Annotated in this window: 13 protein-coding genes and 1 pseudogene; 8 read left to right on the top strand and 6 right to left on the bottom strand. The window is 32.8% G+C overall.

Annotated elements, in window-relative coordinates; genetic code table 11:
- The first annotated feature begins 122 nt into the window (after positions 1-122).
- From OD917_RS11645 to OD917_RS11635, 3 genes are all read left to right on the top strand, one after another.
- A complete protein-coding gene (locus OD917_RS11645; RefSeq protein ID WP_263523694.1) occupies positions 123-869 on the top strand; it encodes a lysophospholipid acyltransferase family protein in 747 nt (248 codons plus the stop codon).
- A gap of 45 nt (positions 870-914) precedes the next feature.
- Positions 915-1910: an acyl-ACP desaturase gene (locus OD917_RS11640; RefSeq protein WP_263523693.1), complete on the top strand. Its 996-nt coding sequence runs from the start codon at positions 915-917 to the stop codon at positions 1908-1910.
- 200 nt (positions 1911-2110) lie between these two features.
- Positions 2111-2764, top strand: coding sequence for an HD domain-containing protein (locus OD917_RS11635; RefSeq protein ID WP_263523692.1), 654 nt, complete (start codon positions 2111-2113; stop codon positions 2762-2764).
- A 558-nt stretch (positions 2765-3322) separates the two neighbouring features.
- On the opposite strand, the gene feoB is transcribed toward OD917_RS11635, so the two are convergent.
- The 3 genes from feoB to OD917_RS11615 all read right to left on the bottom strand — a co-directional run bounded on the left by feoB (position 3323) and on the right by OD917_RS11615 (position 6430).
- A complete protein-coding gene (gene feoB, locus OD917_RS11625; RefSeq protein ID WP_263523690.1) occupies positions 3323-5422 on the bottom strand; it encodes a ferrous iron transport protein B in 2100 nt (699 codons plus the stop codon).
- Positions 5422-5661, bottom strand: coding sequence for a ferrous iron transport protein A (locus OD917_RS11620; RefSeq protein ID WP_263523689.1), 240 nt, complete (start codon positions 5659-5661; stop codon positions 5422-5424). The genes feoB and OD917_RS11620 overlap by 1 nt, the downstream gene beginning before the upstream one ends.
- 103 nt (positions 5662-5764) lie before the next feature.
- Positions 5765-6430, bottom strand: a complete 666-nt coding sequence (locus OD917_RS11615) for an SCO family protein (RefSeq protein WP_263523688.1) — start codon at positions 6428-6430, stop codon at positions 5765-5767.
- Positions 6431-6656: 226 nt separating this feature from the next.
- On the opposite strand from OD917_RS11615, the gene OD917_RS11610 reads away from it, so the two are divergent.
- Positions 6657-8714, top strand: coding sequence for a M13 family metallopeptidase (locus tag OD917_RS11610; protein ID WP_263523687.1), 2058 nt, complete (start codon positions 6657-6659; stop codon positions 8712-8714).
- 57 nt (positions 8715-8771) lie between these two features.
- Here OD917_RS11610 and OD917_RS11605 read toward each other — a convergent pair whose 3' ends face one another.
- The 3 genes from OD917_RS11605 to hemB all read right to left on the bottom strand — a co-directional run bounded on the left by OD917_RS11605 (position 8772) and on the right by hemB (position 10746).
- A complete protein-coding gene (locus tag OD917_RS11605; RefSeq protein WP_263523686.1) occupies positions 8772-9218 on the bottom strand; it encodes a GyrI-like domain-containing protein in 447 nt (148 codons plus the stop codon).
- Between the two features lie 132 nt (positions 9219-9350).
- A complete protein-coding gene (locus tag OD917_RS11600; protein WP_263523685.1) occupies positions 9351-9749 on the bottom strand; it encodes a c-type cytochrome in 399 nt (132 codons plus the stop codon).
- A 1-nt stretch (position 9750) separates the two neighbouring features.
- Positions 9751-10746, bottom strand: coding sequence for a porphobilinogen synthase (gene hemB / locus OD917_RS11595; protein WP_263523684.1), 996 nt, complete (start codon positions 10744-10746; stop codon positions 9751-9753).
- 364 nt (positions 10747-11110) lie between these two features.
- Between hemB and OD917_RS11590 the strand changes: the two are divergent.
- The 4 genes and pseudogenes from OD917_RS11590 to OD917_RS11575 all read left to right on the top strand — a co-directional run.
- A pseudogene (locus OD917_RS11590) lies at positions 11111-11509 on the top strand (Imm26 family immunity protein); the annotation flags it as partial.
- Entirely contained in the window at positions 11502-12275 is a 774-nt protein-coding gene (locus tag OD917_RS11585) for a hypothetical protein (protein ID WP_263523683.1), read from the top strand. The pseudogene OD917_RS11590 and the gene OD917_RS11585, both read left to right, overlap by 8 nt.
- Positions 12276-12616: 341 nt before the next feature.
- The gene (locus tag OD917_RS11580) at positions 12617-13003 is read left to right on the top strand and encodes a hypothetical protein (protein WP_263523682.1); all 387 of its coding nucleotides are present in this window, start codon (positions 12617-12619) and stop codon (positions 13001-13003) included.
- A gap of 70 nt (positions 13004-13073) precedes the next feature.
- On the top strand, positions 13074-13706 hold the full coding sequence (locus tag OD917_RS11575; protein ID WP_263523681.1) for a hypothetical protein: 633 nt from the start codon (positions 13074-13076) through the stop codon (positions 13704-13706).
- Positions 13707-13710: the final 4 nt, after the last annotated feature.

Genomic DNA, 13710 nt, shown 5'->3' with positions numbered 1-13710 from the left:
ATTCAGAAAAAATTTGCAAATTCTAGTGCAAAGGTACAATTAAACCATAAAAACAGTTATTGTTTTCAATTTTAATAAGTCTAAAAATTTATTTACTACTTTTGCGCATTAATTTTTGAAGCATGGAAAAAATTATTTCTTATCCAATATCGGTAATTTATTATTTATTATTTGGTTTATGTTTGGCTGTTTTTCATCCAATTCAGTGGATTTGTTTAAATGTTTTTGGTTACCAGGCTCACAAAAAAAGTGTTGATTATTTAAATTTCTGCCTTTTAAAATGTACGAATCTTGTGGGAACAAGATACACAATTGAAGGCGTAGACACGGTTCCGAAGGGTGCGCCAATCATTTTTGTGGCAAATCACCAAAGTATGTACGATATCGTGGCAATGATTTGGTATTTTAGACGTTTTCATTGTAAATTTGTAAGTAAGAAGGAGTTAGGAAGCGGAATTCCGAGTGTTTCTTATAATTTGAAATACGGAGGATCTGTCCTAATTGACCGAAAAGACCCTAAACAAGCGATACCAGTTATCAAAGGCTTGTCTGAATATATCGAAAAAAACACAAGATCTGCCGTTATTTTCCCAGAAGGAACAAGAAGTAAGACAGGAGTACCAAAAGAATTTGCGCAAAGCGGTTTAAAAATTTTATGCAAATATGCACCATCTGCATACGTTGTACCCGTGAGTATCAATAATTCTTGGAAAATGGTAAAATTTGGTTTTTTTCCTGTTGGTTTAGGAAATCATCTGAAGTTTACAGCTCATAAAGCTTTGGCTGTCAAAGATTATAAATTTGAAGAGCTGATGGAGATTACTGAAAAAGCAGTTAAAGAAGGAATAAATGAGTATAAACAGGTTTAAGTTTTAGTCCGAGCTAAAATGTAAAACCCAAATCTATAATAAGTAATGTCTATAAAAAACATTAGATTAGAAGTAATGCAGTTTTTGGAAAAAAACGTGGATAGCTTCGTTGAACAGTATTTAATTCCAGTGGAAAAAATTTGGCAGCCGTCGGATTTCTTACCAAATTCTCAAGGAGAAAACTTCTTTGAAGAGGTAAAAGAATTGCGCGAAATTGCTAAAGAACTTCCTTACGATTTCTGGGTTACGCTTGTTGGTGATACCATCACAGAAGAGGCTTTGCCTACATATGAGTCATGGTTAATGGATGTAGAAGGAATAGATCAGCAAGAAGGAAGTCAAGGAAACGGCTGGGCTAAGTGGGTAAAACAATGGACTGGTGAAGAAAACCGTCACGGTGATCTTTTAAATAAATACTTGTATTTGTCTGGTCGTGTAAACATGCGTGAAATCGAAATGACAACACAGCATTTGATCAACGACGGTTTTGATATTGGAACTGGAACTGACCCATACAAAAACTTTGTATATACTAGTTTTCAGGAATTAGCAACTTATGTTTCGCACAATAGGGTGGCTCAGATAGCTAAGAAATTTGGCGATAACAAATTGTCTAAAATGTGTAAAATGATTGCAGGTGATGAAATGCGTCACCATCATGCATATAGCGAATTTGTAACTAGAATTTTCCAAGTAGACCCAAGCGAAATGATGTTGGCGTTTCAATACATGATGAAACAGAAAATCGTTATGCCGGCTCACTTCTTGAGAGAATCTGGTCAAAAAATTAGCACAGCTTTCGAACAGTTCTCAGATTCAGCACAACGTATTGGAGTTTACACAGCAAACGATTATGTTGAAATCATGCAGAAACTGATCAACAAATGGGAAATTGATAAAATTTCTAATCTAAGTGATGAAGCTGAAAAAGCGCGTGACTATTTAATGAAATTGCCAGCTCGTATGGCGAAAATCTCTGAAAGAATTGTGATACCAAAAGAATCGCATATCTTCAAATGGGTTGAACCAGCGAGACTTTAAAATTTTAGAATGTAGATTTCAGATTTCAGATTTCAGATTTCAGATTTCAGATTGGAATTTGGAATTTGGAATTTGGAATTTGGAATTTTTAGATTGAAATTTAAAAAAGCAACATTGTTGCTTTAAAAAATATTTGTTGATTGTTGAAGATTTTGTTTCTTCAACAATCAACATTTTTTATAAACTGTAAAAACCTCTATATGAGCGATTCACAACTGATTATTAAAACCATTGCTTTTGTTAAAGAAAAATTAAACGATGCCGAAGGCGGACATGATTGGTTTCATATTGAGCGCGTTTATAAGAATGCAATTTTGATTGCGAAAGAAACAAAGTGCGATCTTACGGTTGTGCAATTAGGGGCTTTATTGCATGATATTGCCGATAGTAAATTTCATAATGGTGATGAAACTATCGGGCCAAAAACAGCAAGAACGTTTTTAGAAGCAGAAAATGTTTCTGAGGACATAATTACTTCTGTTGTTAATATCATTGAAAATATCTCTTATAAAGGAGGAAATTTCGAAAGAAAGTTCTCTTCAGTCGAATTAGATATTGTACAAGATGCCGATCGTTTAGATGCCATTGGTGCCATAGGTGTTGCCAGAGCTTTTAATTACGGAGGATTTAAGAACAGAGCTTTATACAATCCCGAAATTGCTCCAGTTACAAATATGACAAAAGAGGAATATAAAAAGAACAATGCTCCGACCATTAATCATTTCTACGAAAAGCTTTTACTGCTTAAAGATAAAATGAATACAGAGAAGGGAAAAGAAATCGCGGCTGAAAGACATCGTTTTATGGAATCTTTCCTTGCTCAGTTTTATGCGGAATGGGAAGGGTTGAAATAGTATCCAGTCGCAGTCGCAGTTTTTAGTATCGCCCCGCTGGGGCTTTTTTATTGGCATCTACTATGTTTCTATAAATATTTCATCCCTACGGGATTTGATATTTGAGGAATATTTCATTATTAAAAACTGCAATGGATTAATGAATACCTTTCATTGCTAGGTAAGTGATAGCAGTTGCGCAGAAAAAACCTAACGTAAACCACAGTAATCGGGCAACTCGATTATCCCGAATTATTTCCATTTTATCTTCTGGTGTCATTTTAAATGAATTTTAAAAGACAAAGCTAACCTTAGAAAATATACAAATAAGCTATTTTGGGTTTTAAAAATAACACAATAAGACATTTTTTCTCATAAAAAAAAGCTGTTCATTTTGAACAGCTTTTTTACTTTATATCTATATACCTTTACTCCTTTGTTCCTGCTTTATGAACATCCACAATCAGTTCCATTGCCGCAATCTTTTTTCTTTTTCGATTTAAAAAAGAACTTTTTAATCAAAAAAGCGACAGCTAATCCTAATATTGAAAAGGCTATAATTTCTTGAAACATAAGTTTTTATTTTAAAAGTTGATACGCAATTAATGCGGTAAAATAAGCGAGACCGCTCATGAAAACCAACTGCATTGCTGGCCATTTCCATGAATTGGTTTCTTTTTTTGTAATCGCCAATGTACTGGCGCATTGCATGGCAAAAGCATAAAATAACAGTAGAGAGATTCCTGTTGCAAAGTCAAATACTTTCTTTCCGGTATCTGGACGAACCTCTGCTTGCATTTTACTTTTTATGGTCGATTCGTTATCAGTATCTCCAACGCTGTAAATGGTTGCAAGAGTTCCAACGAAAACTTCACGGGCAGCAAATGAACTGATTAAAGCAATTCCGATTTTCCAATCGTAACCTAAAGGCTGAATTGCTGGCTCAATAGCTCTTCCCATTAATCCGATATATGAATTTTCTAACTTTTGAGAATTGACTTCATTTTCAAATTGGGTTTCATCCAAAGTTGTATTGGCAAATCTTTCTTTTACAATAGTTTCAGCTTCGTTGAATTCTTTTCCAGGCCCGTAAGAAGCTAAAAACCATAAAATAACAGATATTGCTAAGATGATTTTACCCGCCCCAACAATAAATGCTTTTGTTTTCTCTACCACATTAATTCCAACATTTTTGAAAAGTGGCATTTTATAACTTGGCATTTCAACTACGAAATACGTTTTAGACTCTAGTTTTAAAACTTTATTTAAAATATAAGCCGATAAAATAGCGGTAAAAAATCCTAAAACATAAAGTGCCATAAGCGTTAATCCTTGAAGATTCAAAACTCCAAAAATGCGTTGGCTTGGTATTACAAGTGAAATAATAATGGCATAAACGGGTAATCTTGCAGAACAAGTTGTAAAAGGCGTTACTAAAATCGTAATTAAACGTTCTTTCCAGTTTTCGATATTTCGAGTTGCCATAATTGCTGGAATCGCACAAGCTGTTCCAGAAATCAATGGCACAACGCTTTTTCCTGAAAGCCCGAATTTACGCATGATTTTATCCATTAAAAAAACCACACGGCTCATATAACCGCTTTCTTCCAAAATCGAAATAAATAAAAACAAGAAAGCAATTTGCGGAATGAAAATAATAACTCCGCCAATACCTGGAATAATTCCCTGCGAAAGCAAATCTGTTAAAATTCCGCTTGGCAATTCTTCTGCAACCCAACTGCTTAAAGAAGCAAATGTACTATCAATAAAATCCATAGGAATTGTTGACCAGCTGAAAATCGATTGGAAAATCAAAAATAAAATGGCAAAGAAAATAACGTAACCAAAAATCTTATGCGTTAGAACTCGATCAATTTTGGCACGGATGTCTTTCGCCATCGAAGCGTCAATTTTTAAACCTTCTTTTAAAATATCATTGATAAACTGATATCTTTTGATGGTTTCTTTCTGCTGTAAACGCTTTAATTCAGAATGTGATTTGGTAAAAGTGCTTCTGATTTCATTTCGATCTAAATTCGAAAAATTAACATCTTGAGTAATAACAAGCCACAATTTGTACATCAATTGGTTTGGAAAAGCATGCTGTAATTTTTGAAAATATTCAGGATCAATTACTGATGCATTTAAGCATGGTTCGTGTGTAATGGTTTTATAAGAGACAATTAGTTCTTTTAATTCTTCAATTCCTAAACCTTTTCTTGAACTTACTAAAGCAATTTTCGTTTTTAACTTTTCTTCTAAATACGGAATATCCAAAGAAATCCCCTTGCGCTCCATACGATCAGACATATTGATAACCAAAATCGTCGGAATTTCAAGATCTTTGATTTGTGTATAAATCAGTAAGTTTCTTTTTAGATTTTCGACATCTGTTACCACTACCGCTACATCTGGATATAATTTATCGTTTTTATTTAATAGAAGTTCAATAACCACACTTTCGTCCATGGAACTAGCGTTCAAACTGTATGTTCCAGGCAAATCCAGAATGTTGGCTTTTATATTGTGGGTTAATTTGCAAAAACCCATTTTCTTTTCAACCGTAATTCCAGGGTAATTTCCGACTTGCTGGTTAAGACCTGTTAATTGATTAAAAACTGAAGTTTTTCCGGTATTTGGATTTCCGATAAGGGCAACATTGATATTCTGAACACTCATTACAAATTGGTTTTGATAATTTCTACTTCAATTTCACGAGCTGTTTCAATTCGGATTGCAACATGAGAACCATTAATGTCTAAATATAAAGGATCACCAAAAGGAGCAACTTGTAGCAATTCAACTAAGCTGCCAGGCAGACAACCCATTTCTAATAATTTAAGTGGAATAAGTTCGATATCAAAATCTTTGATAATGGCTTTTTCGCCTTTTTTCAGAGTGTGTATTGTATTTTGCAAGCTTATTTAGATTGAATTTAGATTGCAAAAATAGGTAATTATTATATATATACGGGCATTTAATGCTTACACAAATGCTAAATGTTTCTAAAAATAAGGGTTTTTATTCTTGAGAAAGGAATTCGATGTCTTCTAAAAGACGTTTTATATCTTCTTTATTTGTTCCATCATAAAAACCTCTAACGCGACGTTTTTGATCAACCAAAACAAAATTCTCTGTATGAACCATATCATAAAGCTGATCTGGTCTGCCTAATTTAACAGCCAAATACGATTTTCTGGCTATAGTGTAGATTTCTTTTTTATCGCCAGTAACCAAATTCCATTTGCTGTCAACAACTCCATATTTAATTGCATAAGCTTTTAAAACAGAAACACTGTCAACTTCTGGAAAAACGGTATGCGAAAGCAACATTACTTTTGGATTATTTAAAACTGCTTTTTGTACATCAACCAAATTTGTTGACATTTTTGGGCAAATCGATCCGCAAGTCGTAAAAAAGAAATCGGCAACATAGATTTTCCCTTCGTAATTTTTCTGGGTAATGGTATCTCCGTTTTGATTGATGAAAGAGAAATCGGCAATTGTGTGGTATTTGCTTTTATATTGAATCGTACTGTCAACCAATTCAGGATTTACATCAGACGGATTGTAAATTGGAAGTGTCTTTTTTGGTTTTAAAGCCGAGTAAAACAAAGATATCGTAACCACCGAAAATACTATTAAAACAATAAAGAATTTGCGGTATTTATATAAAAGCGATTTCATAAAAATAATTTGGCGCAAAAATACAAAAAGCAGATTTTAAAAACTTTACTGAATTATTTTTTTAACAGCCTTTTGTAACTTTTATGAGTATCTGTATACATATATTCCAGTGCTCAAATTCTATTTGTGAAATTTATCTGTCTTTTTGATTTTACAGTTAGAATTTTAACACAATTTTTGAAATAATAACAATATGTTTGTATTTTCCCTTAAACTATAATTTTTTATGAAAAAACAATTTGCTAAACCTGTGTTTGGTGCAATATCTGCAATGTTTGCAATAACTGCAGCTCAAGCTCAAACAGCGCCAAAAGAGCCAGGTATTAATGTATCTTATATGGATACGAAAATAAGCCCAAGTCAGGATTTTTTCAAATATGTAAACGGAACTTGGTTAGAAAAAACAGAAATTCCAAGTGATCGCACGACATGGGGAAGTTTTAATGAGCTGATTAAAAAAACTGACAAAGATGTAATGGCAGTTTTAAAAGATGCTTCAAAAAATCCAAAGTATAAATCAAATACAGATCAAGGAAAAGCGGTTAACCTATTTAATACTTATCTCGATTCTATCGGAAGAAATAAAAGAGGAATCGAACCATTAAAACCATATCTGAAAAAAATTGACGCAATTAAAAACATTGCGGATGTTCAGAAATATTTGGTTGAAATGGAACAAGAAGGAAACGCTGGCTTTTTTGGAATTTACATTGGAGCTGATGATAAAGACAGTTCTAAAAACTCTGTAAATTTAGGACCAAGCCAATTAGGACTTTCAGATAAAGATTATTACACTTCTGATGATAAAGATTCTAAAGAAAAACGTGCAAAATACGAATTGCATGTTGCGAGAATGCTTCAGTTTATTGGAGAATCTCCAGAAAAAGCGAAACAAAGTGCTGCTGAAATTTTAGCTTTAGAAACAGAATTGTCTAAACCAAGATTAAACAGAGTTGAAAGAAGAGACAGCCGTTTGCAATACAATCCAATGACAATTGCTGAACTTCAAAAATTAACTCCAGCGATCAAATGGAACGAATATTTTGCGGGTTTAGGAATCACTAAATTAGAAACTGTAATCGTTTCTGAGCCTAAATATATGACAGCTTTAGAAACTGTTTTCAAAGAAAACAAAGTTGCACAATGGAAAGAATACCTAAAATGGGATCTATTAAACAATGCAGCAAGTAAATTGACAACAGCAATTGATCAAGCTAATTTTGATTTTTACAGCAAAACATTAAGAGGTGCAATTAAACAGCTTCCTGCTGAAGAAAGAGCGCTAAATGTAGTGAACGGAACAGTTGGTGAGGCTCTTGGAAAACTTTATGTGGAGAAAGTTTTTCCTGCTGAAGCTAAAACAAAAGCGGTTGACATGATTCACAATGTAATTACGGCTTATCAAAATCGTATTAACAATTTAACTTGGATGTCTAAAGACACAAAGGCAAAAGCAATTGAGAAACTGAATAAAATCACGATTAAAGTTGGATATCCTGATAAATGGAAAGATTATTCAGCGCTTGAGATTAAAAGTGTTGCAGAAGGAGGAAGCTACTATGAAAACACTAAAAACGTATCTAGATGGAACTTTAAGAAAAGCATCGATAAATTGTCTAAACCTGTTGATAAAACAGAATGGCATATGTCTCCTCAAACGGTAAATGCGTATTACAACCCATCTTATAACGAAATTGTATTTCCAGCAGCAATTTTACAGCCGCCTTTCTACAATTACCAAGCTGACGAAGCGGTTAATTATGGTGGAATTGGAGCGGTAATTGGTCACGAGATTTCTCACGGTTTTGATGATTCTGGTGCACGTTATAATGCAGAAGGAAATTTAGTGGACTGGTGGACAGAAGATGATTTGAAACAATTCACTGCTCTTGGAACAGATTTAGCAAATCAATACAGTGCTCTTGAGCCTCTACCAGGAATTCACGTTGATGGTAATTTTACTTTGGGTGAAAACATCGGAGATTTAGGTGGAATCAATGCTGCTTTTGATGGATTACAATTGTATTTGAAAGCTCATGGAAATCCAGGATTAATTGACGGATTTACACCGGAACAGCGTTTCTTTATTTCTTGGGCTACAGTTTGGAGAACAAAAACGAGAGACGAAGCAATCAAAAATCAAGTGAAAACAGATCCGCACTCTCCAGGAATGTACAGAGCCTATGTGCCAATTCAGAATGTGGATGCTTTCTACAAAGCTTTCGATATTAAGAAAGGAGATAAAATGTATGTTGAACCAGAGAAACGAGTTAAAATCTGGTAATCAGAGATTTATAATACTAAAAAAGGCGCTTGATAAAAGCGCCTTTTTTTATTGCAACTAAATTGCGATATAAATTTCTACTTCTGCATCATTCGGATTTTGTGCTTTTTCTCCGTAAACTTCAAAATCAGCTGTAAAAGTTCTATTCAAATCAGACTTCCAAATCTTTAACCATTCGTTAAAAACAATTCCTTCTGCAAGATTTCCTTTGGCAATAAATTTTTCATAATGATTTCCATCGATTGTTTTTCCAATCATTCCGTTCGGAATTTCATTTAGATTTACTACTGCACAACCTAAAATTGTTGTGTAAGGTCTAGTATGGTCTTTTTCGTAATCGGTATAAATGCAGTAAATATCGTTACTTATTTTGTTTGGAATTTTTGTGCTAATTTCTTCTGCTAAAAATTGATTCCAAAGTTCAGGAATGTCTTTTCCAGATTGCCCATTTTCATTTGTCGTTCTTATCGAAATACCAATTACATTGAATTTTTGAATATTCATTTTAATAAAATATTTATTGTTAAAATTCAAATTTACAAAAATGAAATGACAACAGTATGTCAGTAGTTTGGAAAAGGAGTAAAAAAAAAAACGACACTAATTTTGTGTCGTTTTTGTATTAATTAAAGTCAATTATTTTAAATGACTGTAAATGTAAGTTTCAATTGCTTTTAATTCTTCGTCAGACATTGCCTGAGTAATAGCAAAATTGGTTTTCATAACCTCAAACTGACTCGGATCTACAATTGGCTCTGCGTTTCCCTTTAAGAAAGTAACTATATTGCCATTTTTATCTTTGTAGATTTTGGCAATTTCTTTAATGCTCGGTCCAACTACTTTTTGATCTGGCTGATGGCAAGCAAAACAATTTCCAGCTCCTTCAAAAAGCTGTTTTCCTAGTTCTTCTGGACTTTTGGCTTTCGCCGATTCTCCTTCAGAAACAGATTCGGTTGCTGCGTTTGTTGGCTCGGAAGTTTCTTTTTTGCAAGATGCGAAAGCTAAAACAGCAACTAAAAATAAAATCTTTTTCATCTTATTTCTTTAAAAGTATCGCCGCTTCTTTTGCGAAGTATGTTGAAATAAGATTAGCGCCAGAACGTTTGATGCACATTAACTGTTCCATCATAATTTTATCGTGATCTAGCCAGCCTCTTTCAGATGCCGCTTTAATCATGGCATATTCTCCAGAAACCTGATAAACAGTTACAGGAACATGTACTGTATTTTTAATTTCGCGAACAATATCCAAATAAGCAATTCCTGGTTTTACCATAACCATATCTGCACCTTCTTCAACGTCAGACAACGCTTCTTTAATAGCTTCGATACGATTAGCATAATCCATTTGATATGTTTTTTTGTCTTTAGGAACAACAACATCAGCTTCTTTTGGTGCAGAATCTAAAGCATCTCTAAAAGGACCATAAAAAGCTGAAGCATATTTAGCAGAATAACTCATGATTCCAACATTTTGAAATCCAGCAGCATCCAAACCTTCGCGAAGGCGTAAAACACGTCCGTCCATCATATCACTTGGTGCAACAAAATCGGCACCAGCTTCTGCGTGAGAAACGGCCATTTTTACTAAAGCATCAACTGTGCTGTCGTTTTCTACATCGCCATTTGTTATAATTCCGTCATGACCGTAAATTGAATACGGGTCTAAAGCCACATCTGGCATAACGATCATTTCTGGACAAGCCGTTTTTATGGCACGAATAGCCTGCTGCATTAACCCGTTAGCATTCCAAGCTTCTTTTCCAGTATTGTCTTTTAGGTTTTCGCTAACTTTTACATAAATGTTAACGGCACGAATTCCTAAATCAAAAAGTTCTTTTACTTCTTCAACCGTTAAATCTATAGATCTTCTGAAAATTCCAGGCATTGACGGAATTTCGACTTTTACATTTTCTCCTTCAGCAATAAACATTGGAAACATAAAATCCGATGGACTTAAACTGGTTTCACGTACTAAAGAACGAATCGATTCATTTACTCTTAATCTTCTGCCTCTTTGTAATGGGAACATATAAATTTAGATTTTAGATTTTAGATTTCAGATTTTAACCTGAATTTGAAAAACAGATTGATAAATCCTTATTCTAAAATTGAAGTTGTTTTTTATTTTTTTTGAAGTTTATCTCACTTTTTAATGAGTGGCGCAAAGTTAAAGAAAAAGGAACAGAATAAGGCGTTTAGCTAGCTGTAGAATCCGTTAATATTATCTAAAAGTTTGATTGAATTTTAATTATTGGAGTACATTTGCAAAAATTAGGAAAAATCTTATGTTTGTAAATGTAAAACTAGGAACTATTTTTTGCATTCCATTGTTTATGGAAAGAAGATTGGAAGCTTACAACAAAATTATCTGAAATGATTTAGATAAGGATTTTGCTTTTGGAAGAGTCGTAGATACAAACTCTTCTGTATTAGTTGAAATTTTTAAAAAGGTCTGCTCTGCTAAAAGCGATTTAAATGAAATTATAAATTCGGGTGTTATGTTTTCTCCTGTTCAAATATTTTGGGACGGAATTATAAAAGGAAGATGGAGAATTATAGGTCAAACCGAAAATTATGAAAAGATTAAAGATTCTAATTATGATAACTTCAAAATGGTATTTGGAATGGATGATGATTTCAGGTTAAGAGAACTTAATACAGGTAAAGAAATAAATATTTCTAGAGATGAAGTCGAAAATTATGAATTCTCGACAGTATGGTTTCCAATTGATTCAGAAAATCGAATTTTAAACAGAATAAATGCGTCCGATGGCGAAATATATAATGAATAAAATTTTCATCCTGTCTTCTTTTTTGCTCCTAATAAGCTGTTTTGCAAAAAAGGAACAGACAGCAAATCAAGACAATAAAGCAGTATTTTTAAAAGAATTAAAAATACCAAAAGGAGAACAGTTAAAAAAAATATTCCCGCAGCCATATAATTTTACACTTGCCGCTGAAAAAGGAATCTGCAATAATAAAGAGATTTGTTTAAATTACTTATATCTTCAGGCGTTATATAGAAAAGGTTTAGATCAATATTTGCTCAATGAATTGAATTTAAAAAAGTACGATGATATTCTAGCAAATAGCAATTTGAGATTTATTAAGAGAAATAACGAAAATCAAAATCTTTATCAGCAAACCTCTTCGCTTTCATTGTCTTATATTTATCTGCACAACAACATTTATATTGAAAAGTTAGATAGAAACACATTGTATTTTTTGCAAGGCAGAATAAACAATCACAACCTTGATGTAGATGAAAAATTGATTCAAGTAGTAAAAGAAACTTATCCAGATGTAATTAAAGTTTTTCTTGACAATAAAGAGCCAACAAAAGGTTTGTACAGTGTTGATGGAAGAAAGATAGCATGGAATAATGCCGTAATATTTGAAATTGGGCATCAATCAGAATTTGATGAAAAAGGGAACTACGTAAGCCGTGAAAATGAAATGTTGAAAGATAATTATCTGAAAGAAGAACTTATTCCGCAGATGGAAAAGGAGTTTTCAGAAAAATTGGATTGTCCGGTTACTATTTTTATTGAAAGATGAAATACATGAAAAAGTTTATTTACATAGAAAACACAGAAATTGTTAATCATCATTGGGAAAATTGTGTGAACAATAAAATTCCATAAATAACCATTAAAAGGAAAAACAAGTATTTTTTTGAAGTGTTTTATGATGTGACAAATGCAAAATGTGATTTGAAGATGATCTCAAAAGAGATAAGAGAGATATATTTGAGTTACACCAAATTTTTTCTGATTCCCTTCTTTGAATATGAGTCATATTTAGATCAGGATTATTTTTTTTCTATGTTGATAAATGAAGGATATGAACAGTTTTTTCGGAAACCCTTTTTGATTATTTGTTGAATAAAATAAGATAAAGTGAAAGCGAAAAAGATAAGTGAAGGTTATGTTTGGAGATTCTGGGCTTTTATGGGTGAAGGATATGAAATTCCTGCTGAAATATTGGGATTAAATTTAAATAATCATACTAGTATTGAAAAAGTAGTGAATAGTTTTTTGAAACCAGAATTGAAACTTGAAGATATTTCTTGGCAATTTAGATTTAAAGAGAGTTTAAGGTTTGCCATTAATTTCTGGACAGAGGATCAACTTAAAAGATGCTACGAACAAACTTTGGCACAATTGCAACTTCCCACACAAATTTCAATTAGAGATTTCTATGTTTTAGTTTGGAATTTATTGTTTGATTATGAATCATATCTTATTGAAGATAGATCTATTTATGAAGATATTGGACCTTTTTAATTATTGAAACTAAAGATTAAGAATTTAGACATATCATGGTTTTTAAAATAATTCCATCTAAATTTGTCTAATGAAGAAAATTCTCGCTTTATTATGCTGTTTCCTCTTAACGAGTTGTTTTGAGATTACAGAAAGAATCAAACATCACGACGACCAAAGTGGCGAATATACTCTTATAATCGACTTTTCGCGATCATGGTTTAAAACAAAATCGGCTATTTGGCTTGAAGAAGTTGATGGCGTAAAAATTCCAAACGAGCAGGAAATTACCGCGAAACTCAATGATTTTAAAGAAAAAGCTTTAAAGATAAACGGAATTTCCAACGTAAGTACCAAAACAGATTTTGACAATTATATCTTTATCATCAAACTGAACTACGCCAATCTGAAAGCACTCAACGCTGTTGTAAATACCATCAACAATCAGCGCGATCAGATTCACTTTAGCGGAAGCGGCAAAACTTTTGAAAGAATTGCCTCGTATCCCGTTCCAGAAAAAGTCATAAACGACCCGAAGAAAAAGAAGGATCTCGAAGAAGCCAGCATTATTTCTATTTACACTTTCGATAAAGATATTCTGTCTGCGGACAATATCAACAGTAAAATTTCCAAAAACAAAAAGACCGTTTTTTTAAAACAAAGTATGTACAGCGTTTTTAAAAAATCGACACTAATGAACAATACCATCCAATTAACGCCTTGATTTT

The organism is Flavobacterium sp. SH_e, from assembly GCF_025717045.1.
In the GTDB taxonomy this organism is placed as follows: Bacteria; Bacteroidota; Bacteroidia; order Flavobacteriales; family Flavobacteriaceae; genus Flavobacterium.
This window is presented reverse-complemented; position numbering and strand designations above follow the sequence as displayed.